At 31.6% G+C, this 25,172-nt stretch carries 23 protein-coding genes and 1 other RNA gene; 9 read left to right on the top strand and 15 right to left on the bottom strand.

Annotated elements, in window-relative coordinates; genetic code table 11:
• Positions 1 to 68 precede the first annotated feature (68 nt).
• Positions 69 to 1,364, bottom strand: coding sequence for a hypothetical protein (locus tag HGK31_RS14115; protein ID WP_191860941.1), 1,296 nt, complete (start codon positions 1,362 to 1,364; stop codon positions 69 to 71).
• Between the two features lie 336 nt (positions 1,365 to 1,700).
• A complete protein-coding gene (locus HGK31_RS14110) occupies positions 1,701 to 2,150 on the bottom strand; it encodes a hypothetical protein (protein ID WP_104735913.1) in 450 nt (149 codons plus the stop codon).
• Between the two features lie 222 nt (positions 2,151 to 2,372).
• Here HGK31_RS14110 and ppk1 point away from each other — a divergent pair, with 222 nt between their 5' ends.
• The 3 genes from ppk1 (at position 2,373) to HGK31_RS14095 (ending at position 5,970) form a co-directional block, all read left to right on the top strand.
• Entirely contained in the window at positions 2,373 to 4,433 is a 2,061-nt protein-coding gene (ppk1, locus tag HGK31_RS14105) for a polyphosphate kinase 1 (protein WP_191860939.1), read from the top strand.
• A complete protein-coding gene (locus tag HGK31_RS14100; RefSeq protein WP_191860937.1) occupies positions 4,434 to 5,339 on the top strand; it encodes a Ppx/GppA phosphatase family protein in 906 nt (301 codons plus the stop codon).
• A 100-nt stretch (positions 5,340 to 5,439) separates the two neighbouring features.
• Positions 5,440 to 5,970, top strand: coding sequence for a porin family protein (locus HGK31_RS14095; RefSeq protein ID WP_191860935.1), 531 nt, complete (start codon positions 5,440 to 5,442; stop codon positions 5,968 to 5,970).
• 335 nt (positions 5,971 to 6,305) lie between these two features.
• On the opposite strand, the gene HGK31_RS14090 is transcribed toward HGK31_RS14095, so the two are convergent.
• Genes HGK31_RS14090 through HGK31_RS14075 form a run of 4 tightly spaced genes read right to left on the bottom strand, consistent with a single transcriptional unit; the run spans position 6,306 to position 10,361 of the window.
• On the bottom strand, positions 6,306 to 7,421 hold the full coding sequence (locus HGK31_RS14090; RefSeq protein WP_191860933.1) for a T9SS type A sorting domain-containing protein: 1,116 nt from the start codon (positions 7,419 to 7,421) through the stop codon (positions 6,306 to 6,308).
• A gap of 34 nt (positions 7,422 to 7,455) precedes the next feature.
• Complete coding sequence (gene miaE, locus HGK31_RS14085) at positions 7,456 to 8,037, bottom strand: tRNA-(ms[2]io[6]A)-hydroxylase (protein ID WP_191860931.1); 582 nt, start codon at positions 8,035 to 8,037, stop codon at positions 7,456 to 7,458.
• Positions 8,038 to 8,041: 4 nt separating this feature from the next.
• A complete protein-coding gene (locus tag HGK31_RS14080) occupies positions 8,042 to 8,605 on the bottom strand; it encodes a hypothetical protein (protein WP_191860929.1) in 564 nt (187 codons plus the stop codon).
• A 4-nt stretch (positions 8,606 to 8,609) separates the two neighbouring features.
• Positions 8,610 to 10,361 (bottom strand): DNA polymerase III subunit gamma/tau, encoded by a 1,752-nt coding sequence (locus HGK31_RS14075; RefSeq protein WP_191860927.1) that lies wholly within the window; start codon positions 10,359 to 10,361, stop codon positions 8,610 to 8,612.
• 103 nt (positions 10,362 to 10,464) lie between these two features.
• On the opposite strand from HGK31_RS14075, the gene rnpB reads away from it, so the two are divergent.
• Positions 10,465 to 10,790, top strand: an RNA gene (gene rnpB / locus HGK31_RS14070) — RNase P RNA component class A.
• Positions 10,791 to 10,855: 65 nt separating this feature from the next.
• Here rnpB and HGK31_RS14065 read toward each other — a convergent pair.
• From HGK31_RS14065 to HGK31_RS14045, 5 genes are all read right to left on the bottom strand, one after another.
• On the bottom strand, positions 10,856 to 11,752 hold the full coding sequence (locus tag HGK31_RS14065; RefSeq protein WP_191860925.1) for an ester cyclase: 897 nt from the start codon (positions 11,750 to 11,752) through the stop codon (positions 10,856 to 10,858).
• Positions 11,753 to 11,783: 31 nt separating this feature from the next.
• Positions 11,784 to 12,548 carry a hypothetical protein gene (locus HGK31_RS14060; RefSeq protein WP_191860923.1) on the bottom strand — a complete coding sequence of 255 codons (765 nt, stop codon included), beginning with the start codon at positions 12,546 to 12,548 and terminating at the stop codon, positions 11,784 to 11,786.
• A 174-nt stretch (positions 12,549 to 12,722) separates the two neighbouring features.
• A complete protein-coding gene (locus HGK31_RS14055; RefSeq protein ID WP_191860921.1) occupies positions 12,723 to 13,262 on the bottom strand; it encodes an RsmD family RNA methyltransferase in 540 nt (179 codons plus the stop codon).
• A complete protein-coding gene (locus HGK31_RS14050; RefSeq protein ID WP_233451138.1) occupies positions 13,262 to 14,119 on the bottom strand; it encodes a DUF3822 family protein in 858 nt (285 codons plus the stop codon). Before HGK31_RS14050 ends, HGK31_RS14055 begins: the two co-directional genes overlap by 1 nt.
• Entirely contained in the window at positions 14,067 to 14,807 is a 741-nt protein-coding gene (locus tag HGK31_RS14045; RefSeq protein WP_191860919.1) for a hypothetical protein, read from the bottom strand. The genes HGK31_RS14050 and HGK31_RS14045 overlap by 53 nt, the downstream gene beginning before the upstream one ends.
• A gap of 121 nt (positions 14,808 to 14,928) precedes the next feature.
• On the opposite strand from HGK31_RS14045, the gene HGK31_RS14040 reads away from it, so the two are divergent.
• From HGK31_RS14040 to HGK31_RS14020, 5 genes are all read left to right on the top strand, one after another.
• Positions 14,929 to 16,353, top strand: coding sequence for an ATP-dependent DNA helicase (locus HGK31_RS14040; protein WP_104735901.1), 1,425 nt, complete (start codon positions 14,929 to 14,931; stop codon positions 16,351 to 16,353).
• 122 nt (positions 16,354 to 16,475) lie between these two features.
• Complete coding sequence (gene kdsB / locus HGK31_RS14035) at positions 16,476 to 17,207, top strand: 3-deoxy-manno-octulosonate cytidylyltransferase (RefSeq protein WP_233451137.1); 732 nt, start codon at positions 16,476 to 16,478, stop codon at positions 17,205 to 17,207.
• A complete protein-coding gene (locus tag HGK31_RS14030) occupies positions 17,198 to 17,902 on the top strand; it encodes an HAD family hydrolase (protein WP_104735899.1) in 705 nt (234 codons plus the stop codon). Before kdsB ends, HGK31_RS14030 begins: the two co-directional genes overlap by 10 nt.
• A 31-nt stretch (positions 17,903 to 17,933) precedes the next feature.
• Positions 17,934 to 19,016: an iron-containing alcohol dehydrogenase family protein gene (locus HGK31_RS14025; protein ID WP_230401639.1), complete on the top strand. Its 1,083-nt coding sequence runs from the start codon at positions 17,934 to 17,936 to the stop codon at positions 19,014 to 19,016.
• A 1-nt stretch (position 19,017) separates the two neighbouring features.
• Positions 19,018 to 19,566 carry a 1-acyl-sn-glycerol-3-phosphate acyltransferase gene (locus tag HGK31_RS14020; RefSeq protein WP_104735898.1) on the top strand — a complete coding sequence of 183 codons (549 nt, stop codon included), beginning with the start codon at positions 19,018 to 19,020 and terminating at the stop codon, positions 19,564 to 19,566.
• A 122-nt stretch (positions 19,567 to 19,688) separates the two neighbouring features.
• Here the strand turns inward: HGK31_RS14020 and HGK31_RS14015 are convergent, their stop codons facing one another.
• The 4 genes from HGK31_RS14015 to HGK31_RS14000 all read right to left on the bottom strand — a co-directional run bounded on the left by HGK31_RS14015 (position 19,689) and on the right by HGK31_RS14000 (position 25,164).
• Complete coding sequence (locus tag HGK31_RS14015; protein ID WP_223115354.1) at positions 19,689 to 21,128, bottom strand: carboxypeptidase-like regulatory domain-containing protein; 1,440 nt, start codon at positions 21,126 to 21,128, stop codon at positions 19,689 to 19,691.
• Positions 21,129 to 21,274: 146 nt separating this feature from the next.
• On the bottom strand, positions 21,275 to 22,021 hold the full coding sequence (locus HGK31_RS14010) for a YebC/PmpR family DNA-binding transcriptional regulator (RefSeq protein ID WP_191860915.1): 747 nt from the start codon (positions 22,019 to 22,021) through the stop codon (positions 21,275 to 21,277).
• A gap of 46 nt (positions 22,022 to 22,067) precedes the next feature.
• The gene (locus HGK31_RS14005; protein ID WP_191860913.1) at positions 22,068 to 23,105 is read right to left on the bottom strand and encodes a hypothetical protein; all 1,038 of its coding nucleotides are present in this window, start codon (positions 23,103 to 23,105) and stop codon (positions 22,068 to 22,070) included.
• A gap of 1 nt (position 23,106) precedes the next feature.
• A complete protein-coding gene (locus HGK31_RS14000) occupies positions 23,107 to 25,164 on the bottom strand; it encodes a carboxy terminal-processing peptidase (RefSeq protein WP_191860911.1) in 2,058 nt (685 codons plus the stop codon).
• Positions 25,165 to 25,172 lie beyond the last annotated feature (8 nt).

Here is a 25,172-nt window from a genome sequence, read left to right as displayed (position 1 = left end):
TTGGGTAAGCCAATTAATATTATAAAGAGGAGCACAATTGTAATTGTTACTCCTCTAATAGATTTGTTTTAATCATTAGAAGCAATAATTTTATTGATTCTTAATCTAAAATCTGGGCGTTTGGGGTTTTTTAAATCAATAAAGGTTTCTTTGTCATCACCTTTAGAATAGACATTCTGGAATATGCTGTTACCATACCAATTTTCCAAATCATCATTATTAGAATGACCTTTTGTAAAAATGTTTCCATTACAATTATTGAAATACATTTCTCTAAATTTTATGCGATCTAAACTTTTATTATTGATTTTAATTTCTTCGTCCAATATCACAGCTGGATTAAACCCTGAAATAACAGTTTTATTCAAAGAAACATAAGTTTCGGGTGCAATGTATAGCGCTTCTTTTACTAGACCAATTTCTATATCATTAGTTAAATTATTACTAACATTTACTAAAGTCATGTTTTCAGCTTGAACATCGGTTCTCTTTTTAGTTAAATCAACCTTATCAAGGTTATCATATGAAGCAACATACATACATTTTGAACCTTCAGAACCTGAAATATAAGGTGTTCTTATAGCAATAGAATTGGTTATTTTACATTGTGTACCAAAATTAAATTCATAATCATTACGGCTACATCTATTAGAGATTGTTTTATCTAATTTTACTTCACCACCAATTACACTGAAAGAATTTCCATAAGAATAACTAACCATTACATTTTCAATAACTGTTTGGTGACCTACACCAGCTAGTGTTAAACCACTAAAATAGCCATATTCTTTAGTCCTTTTTCCTGCATATTCTATGCGAACATATTTTAAGATACCCGAATTACTGTCTGGGCAATCGCCACCATAGCTAACGTTTTTGTAAGATGATGGTTTTAGACCAAAATCGATGGCTGACTCGTTTCCAAACTTATTAGTAGGTGCATCTCCTAGAATAAAAATACCACCCCAATCTCCTTGCTTTTTTACACCTCTATTAGACGTGAAAATAATAGGATCAGTTTCTAGACCTTCGGCAATTATTTTTGAACCATTACTTATTGTTAAAGATCCATTGGTTTTAAAATCTCCAATGATTACTGTACCTGGTTCTATAGTAAGGGTTGTGCTGTCTGTAACAAACACACTACCTAATAATAAATAAGTGTTTTTCTTTAAAAGTTTGGTGTCTTCGGTTATATCACCACTAAGAATTTGGGTAGGCTCACCATAATCAACTTTATTCGGCTGAAACTCTGTCCATGATGACATCCAATTATTATAACCAACTATGCCTTTCTCTTGTTGGGCGTTTATGCTTCCAAAAGCTAAAAGGAATAAGCATAAAATTTGAGTAAAATTTTTCATAGTAAAGTAGATTTTTTATCAATATTTATTTTTGGGTTTCTTTAGTGTCAAACATATGGAAAAACTCTTTTAAAGACAAAAAATATCGATGAAATACACTTTTTAATATTATTTGAAAGTAAAAACTTACAGAATAAACACTTTATTGAAGACTTTGCGATGTGTTTCAATCCGATGGTTGAAAATTCTTTAGTGAAACAAGGTATATAACCAGTAAGAATGATTGATAAAAACCTTTACTATTTGGTCATTCTTTATGGGATATATCTTCGTCCATAAAATAAAAAATCCTCTGATTCATTCAGAGGATTTTTTATTTTAAAATTCAGTTACTTATTAATATTCGTTAAACTCATTATAAGTATGTAATGATTTTAAAGTTTGTTCATAAAACAAAATAGCAGCTATTAAGTTGGTTTTATCAGAATAAGGAAGAATTTTTGTCTGGAACTCAATGGTATTGTCAAAATAGTCACTTGCAGCTTCTTTATTTTCTTCAAGTGCTTTTCTGTGTTCTTTTGTGTCTGGAATTCCTAAATCTTTTATGGTTACACCAGGTTTATTTGTAAAAGCAATATTTGGAAGAATTTTTACAATTACTTCTATACGCTCCGTATATAAATCTAAAAGTTCACCTTTATTCATTTGGTTCAATTCGTCTCTATCATGGTATTTTTTTATAGCCACTTTTTGACTGATAATACCTTGAGGTTTATCTTGGGAAAAGATATTGGTGCTTAACGTTAGAAAAAAAATAGCACAAAAAACAAGTAGTTTAGTTTTCATAATTAATATTATTTAAATTATTCCTTTGAGGCAAATCTATACAATTTATTAAAATATACAACTGATTTTTTAGTTTTTTACACAATAAAGTGTATAATTTTTACGACAAACAACACTATTTGTATTAAAAATACTACAAAAATGCTTTTTTTTCAAATTATCAATACTTATCCTTTAAGCTATTAAAAATGAAATATATTTGTAATATAAACTGAAAGCTTAATGACAAAAGAAGAACCGCAAAATAGATACATTAATCGTGAAGTAAGTTGGCTACAATTTAATGCCAGAGTTTTGCAAGAGGCAGATGATGAGACCGTTCCATTAATTGAAAGGTTGAGGTTTCTGGGTATTTTTTCAAATAATTTAGACGAATTCTTTAAAGTCCGCTACGCAACTGTAAAGCGCATTGTTGAAGCTGGTAAGGGAGGGAAAAGCGAGTTAGGAGGTATAAAATCTAATGAATTGTTAGATATTATCACTCAAATAGTAATCAAGCAGCAGAGTGATAGTTTAGAGATATTGAGTAAGATTCATAAAAAATTGGAGGCCGAAAATATCTTTATGATTAATGAAACCCAAGTTAAACCTGACCAACATAATTTTATTAAAAATTATTTTATTCAAAAAGTTAGTCCTGCTTTAGTTACCATAATATTAAGTGATACAGTTGAATTACCCAATCTTAAGGATAGTGCTGCTTATTTGGCTGTAAAACTAGATTTGAAGGATGATAGCAATCAATATGCTCTAATTGAAATTTCAAAAAGTATGAACCGTTTTGTGGTGCTACCGGAATCTGAAGGTAATAGCTACATCATGATGCTTGATGATTTATTACGCTATTGTTTACATGATATTTTTAATATTTTCAATTATGAAAGTATTAGTGCGCATATGATCAAAATAACACGTGACGGTGAGTTGGATTTAGAGAGTGATTTAAGTAAAAGTTTTATTGAAAAAATTTCTGATAGTGTAAAACACAGACAAATAGGAGAGCCAGTCAGGTTTGTTTATGATAAAACCATTGACAAAAAAACACTGTCTTTTTTAATGGATAAAATGGGAATTGAGTCAACAGACAGTATTATACCAGGTGGTCGCTACCATAATCGTAGAGATTATATGGATTTTCCAAGTTTGGGCAGAAATGATTTGTTATACGATAAAATAGAACCTTTACCAGTAAAAGATTTAAGCCTTGAAACGAGTATTTTTCAAACCATTAAAAAGAAAGATTATTTAATACATACACCTTACCACACCTTTTCTTATGTGGTTAAGTTTTTAAGGGAAGCTGCCCTGGACCCTAAAGTCACAACAATAAAAATAACAATTTACAGATTGGCTCAAATTTCACATGTAGCAAGTTCTCTGATAAATGCTGCCAAAAATGGTAAAAGAGTTACGGTTTCTATAGAAATTCAAGCGAGATTTGACGAACAAGCAAACATAGACTATGCTGAACAAATGCAGCAGGAAGGTGTTAACCTTTTCTTTGGAGTTCAAGGATTAAAAGTTCACAGTAAGATGTGTGTAATTGAGCGTGAAGAAGATGGTAAAAGTAGAAGATATGGATTTATAAGTACAGGTAATTTTAATGAATCTACTGCTAAAATATATACGGATTACACCCTTTTTACGGCAGATCAAAAAATACTAAAAGACATAAATAAAGTATTCAACTTTTTTGAAACCAATTATAGGATTTTTAGGTATAAGCATATTATTACATCACCTCATTACTCTGAAAAAGCATTTTATAAGCTTATTGATACAGAAATTATTAAAGTAAAATTAGGCAAGCCAGCTGGTATTCGTTTAAAAATGAACAGTTTGTCCAGTTATAAAATGGTTGACAAACTTTATGAAGCGAGTCGAGCAGGCGTAAAGATAAAAATGGTAGTTCGCGGTATTTGCTGCTTAATTCCTGGGATTAAAGGGATGAGTGAGAATATTGAAGTTATAAGTATTGTTGATAAATTTCTAGAACATTCGCGTCTTTATATCTTTGGAGATGATAGCGATGCTAAGATTTATATATCTTCAGCTGATTGGATGACACGTAATATTGAAAATAGGGTAGAAGTAAGTTGTCCTATTTATAATGAAGATATCAAACAGGAATTAATTGATAATTTTAATATTTGTTGGAGTGCCAACGTAAAAGCACGTATTTTGAATGATACGCAAAACAATGAATATAAAAAGCGAAAAAAACCTATAGTTCGTGCGCAATTTGCTACCTACGAATATTATTTAAATAAATTAAGAGAGTAAATGCTTTCAATAAAAAAGTATGCAGCTATTGATATTGGTTCAAATGCCATTAGATTGTTGATAGCTAATATTATAGAAGAAAAAGGTAAGACGCCAAGATTTAAAAAAAGCTCATTGGTTCGAGTTCCAATCCGTTTAGGAGCTGATGTATTTTTAAAAGGAAAAATATCTAAAGTCAATAAGGAACGTATGCTGGATACCATGGAAGCTTTTAAGTTACTCATGAAATCTCATAAGGTTGAGAAGTATAAGGCTTGTGCCACATCAGCTATGCGCGAAGCTTCTAATGGTGAAAAGCTTGCAAATGCCATTTTAGCTGCTACTGATATAAAAATTGATATTATTGGAGGTGAAGAAGAGGCAGCTATTATAGCAGCTACAGATTTACATTCCTTTATAGACGACAACAAAACCTATCTATATGTGGATGTAGGTGGAGGAAGTACCGAGTTTACCGTGATTCATCTAGGTAAAACCATAACATCACGCTCGTTTAAGATAGGAACTGTTAGACTTCTAAATGATATCGTTAAAAAAGAAACTTGGAATGAGCTAGAGGTTTGGATAAAAGAACATACGGCTATTTATGAAAAGATAGATGTGATAGGATCTGGTGGGAATATTAATAAAATATTTAAAATTTCAGGGAAAGCATTAGGGAAACCATTGACTTATTTTTATCTAACCTCTTATTATAACATGCTTCAATCCTATTCATATGAAGAACGTATCACAGAATTAGATCTAAATCAGGATAGGGCAGATGTTATCATACCAGCGACTAGAATTTATTTATCTGCAATGAAATGGAGTGGAGCAAAAGACATTTATGTACCTAAAATTGGTCTAGCCGATGGAATTATTAAAAGCATTTACTATGATACGGTTTCAAGTAATACACAGTAAAAATCAGGCAGTTTGTCTTTTTAATATATGATATTTCACAAATTAAATTATATTAGCCACATCTAAATCAGTATAAACGAACCTATTAAAATATGTAATTATGAAAAAAACAATACTATTATTGACCTTTATAATTGTAGCTTCAATGTCTTATGCCCAAAACGCTAAATATGGTTTACGTGTTGGCTATAATATTTCAAATTTAGACTTCGAGCCATACCCTACCTTTGATAATCAGCATAGGAATGGTTTTGCTATTGGTGTTTTTGGAGAATACGATTTATCAGCAGCCATAGCTTTGGCTCCTGAATTACAGTTTTCTGCTGAAGGTGCGAAAGACAGATCTTTACGAGTAGATTATATTCAAGCTCCGATTTTAGTTAAATTTAGAATTGGTAGCAAAATAGCATTAGGTGCAGGACCTCTAGTAGGTGTTAAGGTGCATGAGTTTGAAGATGGTTATAGAAACTTTGGTTTTTCCGGTGTTGGCGCTTTTGAATATATGGTGACTGATGAGATCTTTATTGATGCTAGATACCATTATGGTATTACAAATATTTTAGACGATAACCCAGCTGGATTAGAAGCAAAAAACACGAATATCCAAATTGGTATAGGTATAAAAATCTAACTAAATACCAACTTTATAATTAACTCCAATACATGATAATGTGTTGGAGTTTTTTTATTTATAAATGTTTTTTCTAACTAATATTTTCATGATACTTCGCTCTAACAAAAACAACGCAAAATAGTCTGTCGTGAACCATTTTAAATTTTAACATTACATCAAGTTAGTAAAATCGGAAAGAATGTAAATAATTTTATGTAGTAAGCTTGAATTTAAATTACCACATAGCCAATCAAACATTTAAAATTACTACGTATTTCTAATAATCCAATAAAAACATCTCATTTAAACTAGCATAGGCTTTTTAAATAGTTGTGCTTTACTTTTTTATAAACTTAAAATAATTTTATAAACTTAAAATAATGATTGCCTATTTGAAGTATGTATATTCCTTTTTCCAAAAAAGACACACCAATTTTTGATCCATTTACGGGTTTATTATCAATGATTTTTTTTGAATCAGTACTGAAAATAGAATAGTTTAAATGTGATGCTTTTAAATTTGAAACATGCAGGAAATCATCAGTCGGATTTGGAAATATGCTTATGTTCATTTTAGAACTCACATCGCCTACACTTAATAACTGTCTGCTAAAGCGTCCAATATAAGACAAAATGCCAGCATGTCCAGGGCCGAAATGAACTTGAGAAATTTCGAGAAGAGCTTCATTACCTGTACCAGTAATTTGATAATTTATAGTTGATGTTCCTTCAAACTGCAGATTAAAGAGATCATGTAATAGCATATCAATATTAAAAGTATCAGAACTGCAATCTGAAGGAGTCCAATCAAGTTCAAAAGGAGCGAAGGAACTCTCGTAAATAGGAGTTAAATAATTACTAGTATAGCTATTACAAACTCCATTAATGATTAGTGGGTTTTCTGTCACACCAGTATTATTTATGAACTCAATACTTACAATTTGGGGAATTTCATCAATAAACGATGATGGATTTAAGATTTCATACAAAAACCATTCACCAGCAAGAGGATTGTCTTCGATTATCAGTTCTTTACCGAATGTTAATATGTCACCATCTTCGTTGGTAATAGTAAGCGTTCTATTATTGTAACCCGGATTATCACTTACTAAATGATAGTTGAAAATTGCTGGATTATTATATTGAAGTACCGAGAAATAATCTTCTTCAAATTGATTTTCAGCTTCATAAGCACAATTATTGGTGTCAAAATAGTTAAGCTCGATGGTTATGCTCGTATCTACATTGGGTAATGTGCCACCATAATCATTGCAGATAGCATGACCTACAAAGCTTATTTCATTATTGTTAGTATCTTCAATGAAATTAATTGTAAAATCATTTGAAAAAGTATTCGATTGGGTATCACCATCAATAGTAATAGAGTATAAAAACCATTCACCTATAATATCTTGAGCAGAAAGTTCTAAACTTAAAAGAAGAACGAAAACATATACTAATTGCTTCATGATTAATAGGTTGAATCTTGACTAAAGATACAAATTACCCATGAATGGTTTCTTTCTTACCTAAATCCTTTATGATTTCGGCTTCAAAATCAAGTAAATCTTGCCATTTTTTATCTACTTCTTCTCTATTACCATATTGCCTTGCAAAACCTAGAAACATGGTGTAATGATTAGCTTCACTTACCATAAGTTTTCTGTAGAATTCAGCCAATTCTTTATCTTGTAATTCTTCAGATAGTAATCTGAAGCGTTCACAGCTTCTTGCTTCAATTAATGCAGCGTACAGCAATCTATGTACTAATTGTGTCGTTCTGCTACCACCTTTGGGAAAGAAGGTTACTAATTTAATAACATAGTCGTCTTTGCGGTCACGACCCAAAGTCCAACCCTTGTCTAGAATTCTATCATGGACCATTTTAAAATGACTAATCTCTTCTTTAACCAAGGCTATCATTTCTTGTACAAGTTCTGTATATTCAGGAAAGCTTACAATAAGTGATATGGCAGTACTTGCTGCTTTTTGCTCACAATACGCATGATCAGTTAAAATATCTTCAATATTTTTTTCTACAATGTTTACCCATCTTGGGTCCGTGGGAAGTTTTAGGCCTAGCATATATTTAATTGGTTAGGACTGAAGTCATAAATTTAATGTCATTTTCCTGATATGGTAATATTTCTTGTATAATAGAATCTTTTGATGTAGGTGAATAATATTCAAAATAAATTCCAGGAATGTCTTTGTGATGCTTATTTTCTTTTGCAATCCAAAAATCTCTTAAATAGTATTCATTTAAATCTACATCATCACTCAATTGTTCATTAATGTCATGGTCTTTACTAATAGTTAAAGAAAGAATAGCCCTATTATCTTTTATGACTTTAATATCTAAATTAAAATCTCTATAATTTACCGTTTCACCATTCAAATTTACGGTAATATGGTTTTTCATATCAGCGTACATTTTTACATGAACTTCGTAGCCATTATCAAAAACGGTATCAGTCGTTTTTTCAGCGTAAGCTTCTGGAATGAATTTTACTTGCTTTTCAGAAAATGAATCTAATAGTTTGTTTTCCTGTAAAATTTCTTGTGCTGATTTATGTGTGCGCTCTTGTCCATCAGTACAAGCCAAAACAACTGCAGATAGTACAAGTATGAGAAAGCAAAAAATATTTTTCATATTATTAAATATCTAGGCCAAATGTTTTTCTTAATACAGAAATAGCTGGGTTTTTTTCTTTAAGTTTTTCAAACTTCTCTTGAGCTGTATAGGCATACTGCTTTTCCATAACCTCATTTATGGTTATAGCCAATGAAATATCAAAATTATTTAATTCTTTTCTTATAAACGCCAATAAATCATATTGTTGCCTTTCAACTTCAACTTTATTTGTGGCATTTGGAAACTCAAGATTAATAGTTGTATCAGTAAGTTTTGGTGTATCAATTGACAAGATAGAAGCTAAATTAAACTGACCATTTTTTTCAAGTTGTTTAACGTAGGTGTTCCAAGTTGATATGAGTTGTTCTTCAGTAAAAGGATCTTTAGGTAGATTGGTCTCATCTACCACAACTTCCATTTGTTTTATTTGGTGTTCCTTTTTTGCGCGAATACTGCTTAATGATAGACCTGAAGTAGCTTTCTTTTTTACTTCCAAAGAAATCTTTGGTCGTTTTGGCTCCATAACAGCTGTTGGCGTATTGGTACTTTGGCTAATTAATTCTTCATCAGAATTTACCTCTTTACTTTGTCCCTTTTGAATTTCTTGCGAGTTAGGTTTATCAATTTTCTTATGCCTATCAACCGCTATAGGTTTGATACCTTTATTTTGAAAATAACTAGCAGGAATTATGAAGTTTTTATTATTTTTTTTTTCTCCATCAAAATTGATAGAGGCTAGTTGCATAAGGCATAATTCAACAAGTAAGCGTTGATTTTTGCTGCTTTTATATTTTAAATCACAATCGTTTGCCAGTTCTATACCTTTTAGTAGAAATTCTTTTGAAGCTAGTTTTGATTGTTTTAAATATTTCTCTTTGGTTTCATCACCAACTTCAAGAAGCACAACCGTTTCAGAGTTCTGACAGACTAGTAAATCCCTAAAATGAGAAGCTAAACCTGCTATATAATGATGACCATCAAATCCCTTTGAAAGTATATTATTGAACTGAATAAGTAATTCAGGTATTTTATTTTCAATTATGTAGTTAGTACTTTTAAAATAAGTTTCGTAATCTAGTACGTTTAAATTTTCGGTTACTGCTTGACGTGAAAGGTTTTTTCCCGAGAAACTCACTACTCGATCAAATATTGATAACGCATCACGCATAGCGCCATCAGCTTTTTGCGCAATGATATGAAGAGCATCATCTTCAGCTTCTATGCCTTGTTCTTCAGCAATATATTTTAAGTACTCTTTGGCATCAGTAACTGTGATACGCTTAAAATCAAAAATTTGACAGCGCGATAAAATTGTTGGAATTATTTTATGCTTTTCAGTTGTTGCCAAAATAAATACACAGTGTTTTGGTGGTTCTTCTAACGTTTTTAAAAAGGCGTTAAAAGCAGACTGTGAGAGCATATGGACTTCATCAATGATATACACCTTGTATTTGCCTACTTGCGGTGGAATACGCACCTGATCAGTTAAATTCCTAATATCGTCAACAGAGTTATTAGAAGCGGCATCTAGTTCAAAAATATTGAAAGCAAAATCCTCATCTTCCCGTTCTTTGCCATCACTGTTTATCATTTTTGCCAGTATTCTTGCGCATGTGGTTTTTCCAACTCCACGCGGTCCTGTAAACAATAAGGCTTGAGCTAAATGATTATTCTCAATAGCATTCAATAACGTATTGGTAATGGCCTGTTGACCAACAACATCTTTAAATGTTTGTGGTCTATATTTTCTAGCCGATACAACAAAATGTTCCATTGAGAATTGTTAGAATAACAAAAATATAAAATCCATTCTGATTTCTGAATTTTGAAGTCTGAAATTGAAAGTAGTTATTAACAATAAATGAATTACTTTTGCGGTAGTAAATCGCCTTATCGTCAAGATATTTATTGTCTTGGAGGAAAGTCCGAACACCATAGTGCAAACATAGTGGTTAACAGCCACCAGTCGCGAGGCTAGGAAAAGTGCAACAGAAAGAATGTACAGGTCATGCTGTAGTGAAACCAGGTAAACTCTATGTGGTGCAATGTCATGTAAACCAACGTTTGAGCGCTGCACGTGCGATAGTTGGAGGGTAGGCAGCTAGAGTGTATTGGTAACAATACATCCAGATAAATGATAAGGTACTGGCATCAAGTTATTGGTGTTGTGTAACAGAATTCGGCTTATAGATTTACTCAAGCATAAAAAACCCTCTTTTTTAAGAGGGTTTTTACATAATAACAAGTTGGTTGGTTAGTGCATTGCTATTATTTTTTTGGTGGCTTTAAGCCTAATTGGTTATACAATACAAGATTATCATAGTAAGCATCTTCTCTTGTAAATTTTCCATCGTCATTCATAGTCCAAATACTAAAACCATGTGATTTCATTTTCTTACCAGTTGGTGCATTACCCATAAAATCTCCATTATGTGTTCCTGTGACTGTCCAATTTAAATATACTTTGTTTCCGCTCATTGCGGCATCATCAATTGCTACTTTAAAATCAGGAAAAGCAGTTACAAAAGTATTCATGAAGCCTTCATATTCATTAATATTATTGACATCTACGTTGCCATTAGAAGATCTTGTTAGATTTTCAACCGATACAGATTTTAGATTACTGATATCATGAGCATTCCAGCCTTCTACTACCTTATTGACAGCTTGCATTACCGGACTGTTTTTAAAATTGACACCCTGTAGGGCAAGAACAACTTCGGTAGGATCCCACATGCCGACTTCTCTAACTATTTTTCCGTCAATAAAGCGGTAGGTTAAATGAATTGGAATTATAACCTCTTTGCCTGTTTGTGCCAACGTGCCTTTCCAATCTAGCCAACAATTAACCCAAGTATGACCATCGTCTGTTTTAACCATTTCATAGTCTTGATCTTCACTCATAAAACCTCTGGATGAATAGTTTTCGTCATTAGCTTTATGATAGGCTATGGTTTCAGATGGCGACATACTCTTATCTTTTGAATTGTAAAAGGTTTTTGAGCTATCAGCATACATACTGGTATCATACGTTTTATTATTGTAATTATTGATCAACTTTTTTACAGTTTCAATCTCAGAAGATTGTTGAGTGTACCGCTGATCTGAATCTTGGCATGCAGCAATCATAAAAGATGCAAGTGCCATAATGATAAGTTTTTTCATATGTGAGAGTTTTAGTTTGTTTAATCTATTTTTAGTTTTTTGGTTGGTAACTTAAATCAGGTCTCACTCGCCCTTCTATTTTATCATAGCGTGTTGTAGATTGTATAACCTTAAAGAAATTAGCTTGATCTTCTTCAGTAAAAGTTTCATCGTTTAGTTTACCATTTTGTGCTATTTCCAATCCGTCTTTCCCAGAAATGGACACCATGTAATAGCTTTCATCGCTTCCAAATCCACTATGATAAACGCTATAGCCATTTTTAATGCCTCTTTTTTGAAACATAGCTTGAATATCTTTCATGCCTTCTTTCATGGCCTTTCCATTTTTTGGTGCGTAATAAAGAAAATGGTATTCACGATGATTCTTGCCTTCCATTGAGCCTTCGCTTTCAGGATGATAAGACATTTCAGGTAAGTAATGAACAACATTGTCATGGTGAGAATCGTAGCACTCATTCATTTTCTCAAAAAGGGCATCAGCTTTATCTTCTCCCATCTTCTTATATAGATCTTCCATCATATTTTTGTCTAGTTCAGACATGTTTTTAATGGGAGTAACATAGACATAGCGGCCATCTTCAATACTTAACGCTGTCCAGCTTACATTTTTTATGTTGTGTTTTTCAAAATTACTTTTAAGTTCTTTTGCAGCTTCTTCATACTGCATCATTTTGTCAAATTTCACGTTGTCTGTATGCACAGTAAACATGGTTGGTTGGCTGTCTTGTGCTGAAACACTAAAAAGTGCACATAAAACGAGTGTGTGGAAAATAATTCCTCTTTTAAAAATTTTCATAATTAATGGTTTTGGTTAGAAAAATTGTTGATTAATAGTCAAATACTAACCATAGCAATGTAGCGGTTGTGTTCAATAAAAAGGGGATGCGTAATGTGCTATTTATTATTGAGTGCTATAAAGAGAAATCTAAAGTACTGAAAAAAAACGAATTAGAGAAAAAAATATTTGGGTTTAAGATGCTTCAAAAAAACTAAACACATTGCCGCCATAACTTTTGGAGTAGCTAAAGTTTGGTAATTCACATAAATTTGTGTGTTTGGAATGTTCAATGATTAATAGACCAGAATCTTCTAAAAGTTGATTGTTAAATACTAACTCTGGAATTTTTGAAAACAAATCTAATGAGAAATTATATGGTGGATCGGCAAAAATAATGGTGTTTTTATTTCGGGCAGATTCTAGGTATTTAAAAACATCACTCTTAATGGTGTTTATTGGCATTTCAAAATCATGTGCAGTTTCATTTATAAATTTGATGCAGCCATAATCGGCATCAACACTTGTAATATTATTTGTTCCTCTAGAGGCAAATTCATAACTGATATTTCCCGTACCTGCAAATAAATCTAACACTGAAATATCATCAAAGTAATACAAATTATTAAGAATATTGAATAAAGCCTCTTTAGCCATATCAGTCGTTGGCCTGACTGGTAATTTTTTTGGTGCATTAATACGCCTTCCTTTGTATGTTCCTGATATAATACGCATTAGAAACTATGTATTAGTGGAAAATTAGAATGATTAGAAGCAGGCTCGTTCTTAAATTTGTAATCATCAAATCGGGTTCCAAAACTTACATGTCTTATATATTTGTAGATAATGTCATAAACATTATCGTTTAGTTTAATATCACCCAACAATATGACGTCTATAGATTCAGGATTTAAACCTAACTGTTCTAATGTAAAGAGTAAATAATAAATTAAGTCCTCTTTAGTGTTATATTCAAAAGAATTGTAAAGTATCAGGTTGCCTTTTGAAATAGCAACAAGATTAAATTGCGAATGTTCAACATGCACATATACTTTATCGTTTTGGGCATATTTTTCGGCTTCTAAAATTTTTTCGACCAATATGGTTGAAATATGTTTATATGAAAACGCTCCAAACTTTTCATAGATGTAGTTATTTATATTCACATAAGGGACATAAACATTAACACTCTCATTGGTTTTGATCTCATCATAAGCTATGAAATCTGACTTTAATATCTTGGAATTAAACTTTAAATAATCTGCCAAAAGATTACTATCAAATAAGTTTTTGGGTACAAACGTTGAAAGTTCATTGTCATGAATAATTAAAACGTTTTTAAACTCTTTTTGAAGTTCTGTTTCAGATTCAAAAGCATTAATTAAAGTGTCCAGTATCTTGATAGGTGTAACCTTCTTATTCTGGTAGAACCGTTTTAAAAAAGTAATGGTATTTAGTTTTTTGTTTAAAACACAAAAAGAAAGTCCATTCAAACTAATTTGAATGGACAGTTCTAGATTATTTTCTTTTTCTGAAATATTATTCGCTATCACCATAGGTTTTAGGCCAGTTTCCAGAGGTGCTAACTTCATCCATAGATCCTACACGCAATGCATCTCCGTTTACACCATCAACAGAAATGACTTCATTTTCTTGTAAAATCAAATCTCTTTCTTGGTCATATAAAATATCCTCTTTCTTAACAAAAGCTTCAAAAACTGGTATTCTTACATCATCTTCTTCAAGAAATCCAGCTTTCATTGTGAACTTAGTTCCTTCTTTGGCAGTAGGAACATTCATCATGGTTTTATATCTATCAGAGCTACCAAAAAGTGAATCTCTAACTGATACAAAACCTAATGTATCGATAATGATACTATCTTTTACAGTTTCAACACCACCATATCGTTTGGTCAATTCTTTATCAATAACTGTTGTGTCACGACGTTGTGTAATGGTATATTTTGCGGTATCAATAAATGTTACCAAACCATCAAAATCTCCAGCAAATTTTCCTGTAACTTGTCTGTGCGCTAATTGTGAATCTCTAATATCAATTAAGTTCTCAATAACTTGTAGGTAACGTTTGTTTTTTACTTCATTAAATTTAATAGGCTCATAAATTGACATGAATGTTTGGTAGCCTAGAAAGAAAATTAAGATCCAAAGTAATATAGTTAGTACTGGTTTGAATTTAGATGGAATAAATTTATCTACAAGCCAAACCAAGCCAGTAGTAAGAAGTATAACTGCTACAACTATAAGGATTATTGTTAACATAGTGTTTAATTAATTTAATTAAGGATATACGCAAATCTACAATTTTTTTTTAATCGTAAAAGCCAATGCGACTAAAAATCATTCTTATATTTGATGAAATTAAAATTTTTAATCTGCTTTAATGAATTCAAACGAATTTTATTCCCTTGTTAAACAACAATTTCCATTCCAACCCACATTAAAGCAAGACCTTGTATTACAACAATTATCAAATTTTATTTTTGATAAAAATAAAAAAGGATTATATCTATTAAAAGGGTATGCCGGAACTGGTAAGACAACCATAGTTGGAACAATTGTTACTAATTTATGGAAAGCGAAAAAAAGTGCAGTACTTATGGCACCTACTGGTAGAGCCGCAAAAGTAATATCTAATTATTCAGGTAAAGAAGCCTTCACAATTCACAAGAAAATTTATTTTCCAAAAAAAGAAAAAAGTGGAGGAGTAAAGTTTGTCCTTCAGCCCAATAAGCATAAAAACACCTTGTTTATTGTTGATGAATCATCTATGATTCCAGATACTCCAGGCGATTCTAAACTGTTTGAAAATGGCTCCTTATTAGATGATTTAATGCAGTATGTTTATTCAGGGCATAATTGTAAACTGCTACTCATTGGTGATACAGCTCAATTACCTCCTGTAAAATTAGACTTAAGTCCAGCATTGAATGAAAACACTTTGGAGTTACATTATAATAAGGATGTAACCAAAATGGAATTGGATGAAGTGGTAAGACAGGAGCAGGAGTCAGGGATTTTACTCAATGCTACCAATTTAAGGGAAACCTTATCAGGAAATAGTTTTGATGATTTTCAGTTTCAACTAAATAACTTTTCAGATATTGTTAGATTAATAGATGGTCATGAAATCATGGATGCCATAAATGGAGCTTATAGCGATCTGGGAAATGAAGAAACAGCAATTATCGTTAGAAGCAACAAACGAGCAAATTTATACAATCAGCAAATAAGAAGTCGTATTCTGTTTAATGAAAATGAATTGACAAGTGGCGATTATCTCATGGTTGTAAAAAACAATTACTTTTGGATTAAACCAACTACTGAAGCAGGTTTTATTGCTAATGGTGATATCATTGAAGTTCTCGAAATATTTAACATTCTAGATTTATACGGTTTTCGTTTTGCAGAGGTAAAAGTTCGCATGGTGGACTACCCAAAAATGAGACCTTTTGAAACCGTTTTATTGTTAGATACTATTTCTGCAGAAACACCATCATTACCATACGAAGAGTCCAATAGACTCTACCAAGAAGTTATGAAGGATTATCAAGATGAAAAAAGTAATTATAAAAAGTTTTTAGGCGTAAAAAACAACAAATATTTTAATGCTTTGCAAGTTAAGTTTTCGTATGCTATTACATGTCATAAATCACAAGGAGGGCAGTGGCATACAGTCTTTGTTGAGCAACCTTATCTTCCTGAAGGTGTCAATAAGGATTATTTAAGATGGCTATATACGGCCGTAACAAGAGCTAAAGAGAAATTATATTTAATTGGTTTTAAAGATGAGTTTTTTATGGATTAAGCCAAAATAGAATTCAGAAACTATTAATAATTTTTATGATTTTGAATTTTGCAGAAAGATACAATCAGGTAGGTGAAGTTGTATTAATTATGTATTTTTGAATTAGAAACGAAATTACTCCAATGAAGATTATTTCAATGATTCCTGCGCGTTACAGCGCATCTCGATTTCCTGGTAAGTTAATGCAAGATCTAGAAGGCAAGACCGTAATTTTAAGAACTTATGAAGCAACGGTTGCTACCAACCTTTTTGATGAGGTTTTTGTTGTTACAGATAGCGATATCATTTTCAACGAAATAGTGAATAATGGTGGAAAGGCAATGATGAGTATCAAGGAACATGAATGTGGTAGTGATAGAATAGCTGAAGCTGTTGAGAATATGACAGATGTAGATATTGTTGTTAATGTTCAGGGAGATGAACCATTTACCGAATTGACGTCATTACAAAAGCTTATTGACGTGTTTAAAAATGATGCTTCAAAGGAAATAGATCTCGCTTCCCTGATGGTAAATATCACTGATTGGGAAGAAATCAGTAATCCCAATACTGTGAAGGTTATTACAGACAAAAATAATTTTGCGCTTTATTTTTCCCGAAGTCCTATTCCGTTTCCTCGTGATGAAACAGTGAATACTAAATATTTTAAGCACAAAGGGGTTTATGCCTTTAGAAGAGAAGCATTATTGGATTTTTATAGATTGCCTATGCTAGAACTTGAAGCGTCGGAAAAAATAGAATGCATTCGCTATTTGGAGTATAGTAAAAAAATAAAGATGGTTGAAACAGATGTTCAAGGTGTTGAAATTGACACGCCTGAAGATTTGGAACGTGCAAAAAAACTATGGAAATAGATTATAGTGGTATAAAGGTAATTGGATTTGATGCCGATGATACACTTTGGGTCAATGAAACATATTTTAGAGATGCTGAAGAGGCTTTTGGTAAACTATTATCTAAATACGAAACCTTAAATAAAATAGATCAAGAGCTTTTTAAAATGGAGATGAAAAATTTACCATTATATGGTTATGGTGTGAAAGGATTTGTTCTTTCTATGGTCGAAATGGCACTTGAGCTTTCAAATGGTAAAGTATCCAATCACGTAATTAAGGAGATTTTGGACATTGGTAAGGATATGATTAATAAACCTGTAGAGTTGTTAGAAGGTGTTGAGCAAGTTTTAAAAAATCTATCACAAAAATACCGTTTAATACTAGCAACAAAAGGAGACTTATTGGATCAGGAACGAAAGCTTGAAAAATCTGGATTACTTGATTATTTTCATCATATTGAGGTGTTGAGTGATAAAAAAGAAGTTAATTATTCTAAATTGTTAAATCATTTGGATATAAAACCATCTGAATTTTTAATGATAGGTAATTCTCTAAAATCAGATGTATTACCATTAATTAACATAAAAGCTCACGCTATTCATGTACCATTTCATACTACATGGCTTCATGAAGAAGTGCATGAAAGTGAGACAAATGGACTGAAATATAAAACCGTAGGGAGTTTATTAGATATTTTACCGCTTATAAATTAAAAAATAATATTTTTGTTACAGAACGAATTACATGAGTTATAAAAATTATCCAATGGTGTCCAGAGTCGTTTTTGGACGCGGCAGTTTTAATCAATTAGATGAAATTATTTCTCCTAAAAGGTTGAGTGTAAAAGCACCTTTTATATTTTTAGTGGATGATGTTTTTAAAGGTAATTCGTGGTTAACTTCAAGAATTCCTCTAGCCTATGAGGATAAGCTTTTATATATATCTGCCAATGAAGAACCTAAAACTTCTCAAGTTGATAAATTGGTTGAAGATATTATTTTAACCAGCAAAGAAAGACCTTCTGGAATTGTAGGTATTGGTGGTGGAACTATTATGGATTTGGCAAAAGCTGTTTCAATTATGCTTACCAATGATGGTGAATCCAAAAACTATCAAGGTTGGGACTTGGTGAAAAATCCAGCAGTTTATCATGTTGGTATCCCAACAATATCGGGAACAGGAGCCGAAGTTTCTAGAACAACCGTTTTAACTGGTCCAGACAAAAAATTAGGTATAAATTCAGATTATACGCCTTTTGATCAGGTTATTTTAGACCCTGAACTTACCAAAGATGTACCAAAACAGCAGTGGTTTTATACAGGGATGGATTGCTTTATTCATTGTATAGAATCCTTAAATGGAACCTTTTTAAATGCTTTTAGTAAAAGCTATGGTGAAAAAGCCTATGAATTGTGTAATGAACTGTTTTTAGACAACAATTTAACTCCTGAAGAGGCGCAGGATAAACTCATGATGGCATCTTGGCATGGAGGTATGAGTATTGCATATTCTCAAGTAGGTGTAGCACATGCTATGAGTTATGGTTTAGGATATGTTTTAGGAACAAAACATGGTATTGGAAATTGTATTGTATTTGATCATTTGGAAGAATTTTATCCAGAAGGTGTAGCCTTGTTTAAGAAAATGAAAGCCAAAAACAACATTGAAATTCCAAAAGGATTATGTGATAATTTGAGCGATGATGAGTTTAACACTATGATAAATGTTGCTATGGGATTAGAACCACTGTGGGAGAATGCTATAGGTAAAAACTGGAAAAAAGTTATTACACCCCAAAAATTAAAAGATCTTTATCAAAAAATGTAATATGCGTTGGCTGGCCAAATTCATCTATTTTAAAGTATTGGGCTGGAAAGTTGTGGGTAATACCAACATGTCTAAAGACACAGTAAAAAAAGCTGTATTAATAGCCGTTCCGCATACCAGTTGGCATGATTTCTATATTGGCGTTCTTTTACGAAAGGTTATTGGTGTCAAGTCAAATTTTATCGGAAAAAAAGAACTGTTTATTGGTCCTTTTGGATGGTATTTAAAAGCTATTGGAGGTGCACCTATAGACAGAAGTTCTAATCAAAATAAGGTTGAAGCAATTGCCAAATTATTTGAAGAACGTGAAGAATTTAGATTAGCTTTAGCGCCAGAAGGTACCAGAAAAAAAGTTAGTGAATGGCGAACAGGTTTTTATTACATTGCGAAAGCTGCAAATGTGCCCATCATTATGTTTACGTTGGATTTTCAAAATAAACAAAACAGAATATCTGAACCCTTTTATCCTACGGATGATATTGAAGCCGATTTTACTTTCATGAAAAATTTCTTCAAGGGTGTTAAAGGTAAAATCCCTGAATACTCTTGATTTTTGGCATGAATTTTGAAAATATTTTAATGTGTAAATGAAACATAAAGTAAACGATTATGTCCCTAAAAAGAAACATTTACCAATAAAAAAGCTACTTATTATAAAGTAGCTTTTTCATTTTAGTCAGTGACTTTAAATTCTTTCATCTCTTTCAGTGGTTCAAGTACATTGTAATCAGACCAAATTGAGGGATCATATGTTTTGATATTTTCGTAGTCTATGCTTTTAGACTCTACAGCATTATTATAATCAGCGCTAGTGATTTCTTGTATCTCTAGCATAAGTATTTCGGAACGTTCTTTAAAAGTACCTTCTATTTTGAAATTAAAGGCTACTTTATCTCCGTTGGCGTTGTCAATAAACTTTATGGGACGGTTTACATAAAAATATCTGTCAACTTGTTCACTTATATAGTAAGGATAGTAATGGGTGTCATTATGCTTTTTGTAAGCTACTGATCCTGCTCTATTTTTTTCTACATACTTTATTCCTAAAAGCAAACGCAGATTGAATTTTTCACCAATTCTATTTTCATAAAACTTATAATCAGCCCTTATAACAGCAAAGGTTTCGTTGGAAATATACATGGTACCTGTGTATTTTGCAGAGCTTCTTCTGGGTTCAAAATTCACGATATATACAATTTCATTATTTAGAAGAGTCAAATCTTCTAGTTCGTAACGATATTTTCTTGTTTCGCTTACAAAATCTAAATCAGGCTCGTTTGATATTAGGCTGTTGTTTTTAATGATTCCAAAGGTGGCATTTCTAACATTTTTAACCGAACTTATACTATCTCCCATTTTATCCTCTCTATTATCAAGCGAAACAGAATCTGATATTTTAAACAATCCTGATTTTACAGTATAAACACTATTTTTGTCCAGATGTTTTAAAACAATATCATTTCCTTTCTCGGCAACTTTTTCCAATGATTGGTCATTTTTTTCATCAAGAAGTTTAACGGCTTTTTCAACGTTTAATTTAGCTTTATTTTCATCCAAGATATACAGTGTAGAAACCACATCGGTATATTGTTTTGATTTATTGTTCAATAGGGATGTTTCCAAAGCATCAAAATCCTGATTAAAAGCTTCTAGTTGTTTCTTTTTGAAATTTGATGATTTTTCAATTTCAAAATCAGCAGTTTTTCCAACTATATATTCAGTTCGTCTTCCAAAAAACTTCATTGCTTGCAAGTCTATTTTGTAGTTCTTTTTCAAATTTGCATTAACATAGTGCATAATTGAATCAACACCCAAATTTCGGTCAGTAATATAAACTTCGGAAAGTTCATTAACGCGTTCATTAAGCGTATAATTTTGGGAAGAAAATTCTTGTAACTGCATGCCTAGTTTTTCATAACCAAGACAGGATATAGTCACAGAATCAGACGCCTTAAAGCCAGAAGTTACGATTGAAAAGTTGCCCTCATCGTTTGATATAACACCATAATCTTCACCTATTTGAATGGTGGCAAAAGGAATAGCTTCATTATTTTGATTTTGGATTTTTCCTTTTACAGTTTGGGCAAGGCCATAATAATTAAAAATTATCATAGCAAATAAAAATAGTAGGCGAGAAGTATACTGATTAGTCATATGTTTTTACTTATCAAACGTTTTTACAGACGTTTTGTTACTTATAAAAATAAAAATCCTAAACGAGAAGTTTAGGATTTTTAGGTTAAATTATGTGTAAATTTTTATTCAGTGCTTTCTTCCATGGTGTGGTAAACGTTTTGAACGTCATCATCATCTTCTAATTTTTCTAAAAGTTTTTCAACATCTGCTACCTGTTCAGTATTTAAAGGTTTAGTGACTTGAGGGATACGCTCAAATCCAGAAGATAAAATTTCAATATTATTCTCTTCTAAATAGGATTGTATTTTTCCAAAACTTTCAAATGGTGCATAAATCATAACACTATTTATTTCATTTCCATCAGCATCCTCATCGGTATCTTCAAAGATTTCTTCAACACCAAAATCTATAAGTTCTAATTCTAGTTCTTCTAAATCAAGCTCTTCACCTTTTATTTTAAAATTACAAGTATGATCAAACATAAATACAACAGAACCTGATGTTCCCAAACTGCCATCACATTTATTAAAATAGCTTCTTACATTAGCAACAGTTCGAGTATTATTATCAGTTGCAGTTTCAACCAAGACAGCAATACCATGAGGCGCATAACCTTCAAAAATAACTTCTTTATAGTCCCCTTGATTTTTATCACTCGCGCGTTTTATAGCACGTTCAATATTATCTTTGGGCATATTTACGGCTTTGGCATTTTGAATCACGGCACGCAATCTAGAATTACTATCTGGATCAGGACCACCTTCTTTAACTGCCATTACAATATCCTTTCCAATTCTAGTGAAGGCCTTACTCATAGCAGACCAACGTTTCATTTTTCGTGCTTTACGGAATTCAAAAGCTCTTCCCATATTCTATTTTATATTTATAAATTTCATTGACAAATTTAATAAAAACCTAATCGTTTGGAATATGTCGTGCTAAAAATTTTTCATTAGTCATATTGAGATTATTTAGCGCTTTTTGCCTGTTACTATTTAGGTTTTGATTAATGCTATTGTATGTTTTTACTCCTTTATTAACCTCTTTTACTTTCTTGTTATAAGTATCTATCTGATCTTTTGTTCTTTTGCGTTCTGGTGTTTTCTCTAATGTGGTTTTAATAGTCTCAAAATCTTCGTTAAGTATCAAGAAGTCAACTAGCTTAGGTATTTGATTATCGGCTTCGTCAATAAAAAATTCAAAGGCCGATTTTGTGGATTCCACAATAGAATTATCGTTTTTATAAGTTTCAACAGTTTTTAGAATTTCCAAGCCATCTTTTGCACTTTGACTCAAAGCGTTGGCATTTTGTTGTATTGCGCTAACGTCTTGTTTGTTCAAGGCATCCATGAGGTAAACTTCATTAATATAAACCTTAAAATAAATTAAGTACATTTTATTGTAGTGCTGAAAGACCTCATTTGAAATGGCCATTTTCTTGCCTAAATCACTTTCACTCTCTATAATGTTAATATTATTTTTTGCTGCAAAGGAATAAAAATTTGTTTCATATTCCATTTGAGACTCTTTCATTTTCTCATCGGCTAATTCTTGTGCTAATATGTAAGCTTCCATTAAATCGTAAGATTGTTCTGCAACCGATTTCATATCAACAATGTCAGCGTACTCGTTTTTGAGTAAGCTCTCATTTAATCGCATATGTTTAAGTACTTGGTTTTTATACTCATTGCCATCATAGCCATCAGCTTTTTCAATTTTTTCTATGGCTTGTTCAGTTGTTTTTATTAATGCTTTACGTTTACTATTTATATTTCTGTCATTTTTACTATGTGCAAGAGCTTTTGTATAGCGCCACATTTTTTTTGTAATCTCTTCTTGTTCGGCAGCCACAAAATCCAAATATTCTGAAGCATTAGAAAAGCTTTGAGAAAATGAATTAATAGAAATGGCAAATAAGCTTATGGCAAATAAGGTCTTAATACTGGTTTTCATGTTAATGGTTATTGGTTTGATTAATAATATCGGTTAGAATTTTTTGTGCTTCATTAATATAAACATCTCTTGAAAGTGATGTTAAATATTCCTGATTCTGTTGTTTGTCTTCATCACTGTAGCTGATAATTTCGGTTGTAGAATCTGAATTGGTTATTTGGAAAGCTTCTTTTTCTAGTTTAAGAGAATTAAAGGCATTCCAAATTGTTTTAAACTCATTAAAATCATCATAAATATTATTGAGCGTTAATGGGTATTGCTTTTTTTTGTGTACTAACTTATTAAGTACAGCCGTATTTACGTTTTGTATTTTTAAAAAACTACTGTCTTGTTTTTGCCTCGCATAGCTTTTATTGGCGATATCCTTAAGTAATACCTTTTTTAAAGGCATGAGTTTTAGTTGAGGTAATATAGTATCATTTCCTAAAGCATATGGCATATTTTTTTCACCTGAATCAAAATTATCAAAAACGGATGGTAGCTTAATATCAGGATTGACGCCTAATTGTTGATGACTTTTTCCAGTAGCACGATAGAATTTTTCTACAGTCAATTTCACAAAGCCATAGCTTGAATTTTCATGGAGTGGTAGTATTACTTGAGCAGTCGCTTTACCATAGCTTGGTGAGCCAACAACAACAGCTCGGTTGTAATCTTGCATGGCTCCCGCAAAAAATTCTGAAGCAGAAGCACTGTAACCATTAATTAAAATTAATAAGGGTTTATTGAATAAGCTTCCTCGTTGCGAATCTTTTATTGTAAACTGTTCGCCATTGTTATGTTTTATAATTGCTAAAGGACCTCTGTTTATAAACATTCCCGATAAGTCAGTTGCTTCTTTCATGGAGCCACCTGAGTTAAATCTCAAATCTAGGATTAAACCGTTAATTGATTCTTTTTGTAGCTTATATAATTCTTTAGCCACGTCATTGGCAACACCTAAACCGTTTGGTGTTTCTAAATCTGTATAAAATCCAGGGATTTTGATGTAGCCAATATTTTTTTCTTCATTTTTTATAATGTAGCCTGTAATATTATTAGTTTCGACCTCTGATTTAATTTTGGTTAATCTGACTGTCTGAATAGTGCCGTTTTGTTTTTTTAATTCAAAGTGTACAGTCTTATGATTGGAATCATTCAAAAAAGCCATTATATCATTGTTTGCAACACAATAGGTTTCTAAAACATCGCCATTTGATTCCAGTGATTTTACAATATCATTTACTTCTAAAGTACCATTTTTGAATGCAGAACTACCAGGTTGTATATAGGTAATGATTATTTCACCATTTTTATTTTTACCAGTAAAAAGGCCAAAGGATAGTTGATTATTTGAAACAGAGGTTTCAAATTGTGTTTTTTCAGAAGCATTAAAAAATGTTGAATTCGGATCTTGATAATGTAGATAAGCATTTAAAAAAGCTTCTTTCACAAAACGCTCAATCCCACCATTTTGGTTTAAAAGTTCATCTAGAATACAAATTTGCTGCTGAATGATTTTAGGCTTCAATGTTTTCTCTAGTGAAGTGAAATTAGCTTCAGCATTTGTGAGCAGGGAATCTTTTTCAATAATGCTGGTAATTATTTCGTATCGTACTCGTTTGTTCCAATATCTTTTTTGATGAGCTTCGCTTTTAAAATATTTAAACTTTTTATCAGCATCAAAATATAAGGTGTCTTTTCCTGTATAGTCAAATGTTGTGCTTTTTAGATTCTCAAGGATGGCTTTAGATTGCTGAATTCGGTTGTCAAGAGTTGATGTATATTTTAAAATAAAATCACAATCATTGTTCTTTACATAATCATCCAATAATAGTGAGTCTTTGCTGAAACTATGCAAGTCTTCTTGAGTAAATAAGTGTTGTCTATCATCCAGTTTATTGATAAATAAATGATAAACAGCCGTTGAAAAATCATCATCAACTGGTTTAGGATTGTAGTGATGTTGGTTTACTGTTTCATGAACAGCTTCAAGTTGCTTGCAAAAAAGGGTATGGTCTTGTCCTAAAGCTTGAATAGAAAGGAATAGTAAGGCAAGACTCCTAAATTTAAAAATCATCAATTGGT

The organism is Hanstruepera ponticola, assembly GCF_012931685.1.
Lineage (GTDB): Bacteria > Bacteroidota > Bacteroidia > Flavobacteriales > Flavobacteriaceae > Hanstruepera > Hanstruepera ponticola.
The sequence above is the reverse complement of the archived record's forward strand: the minus strand, read 5'-3'. Positions and strand labels throughout refer to the sequence as shown.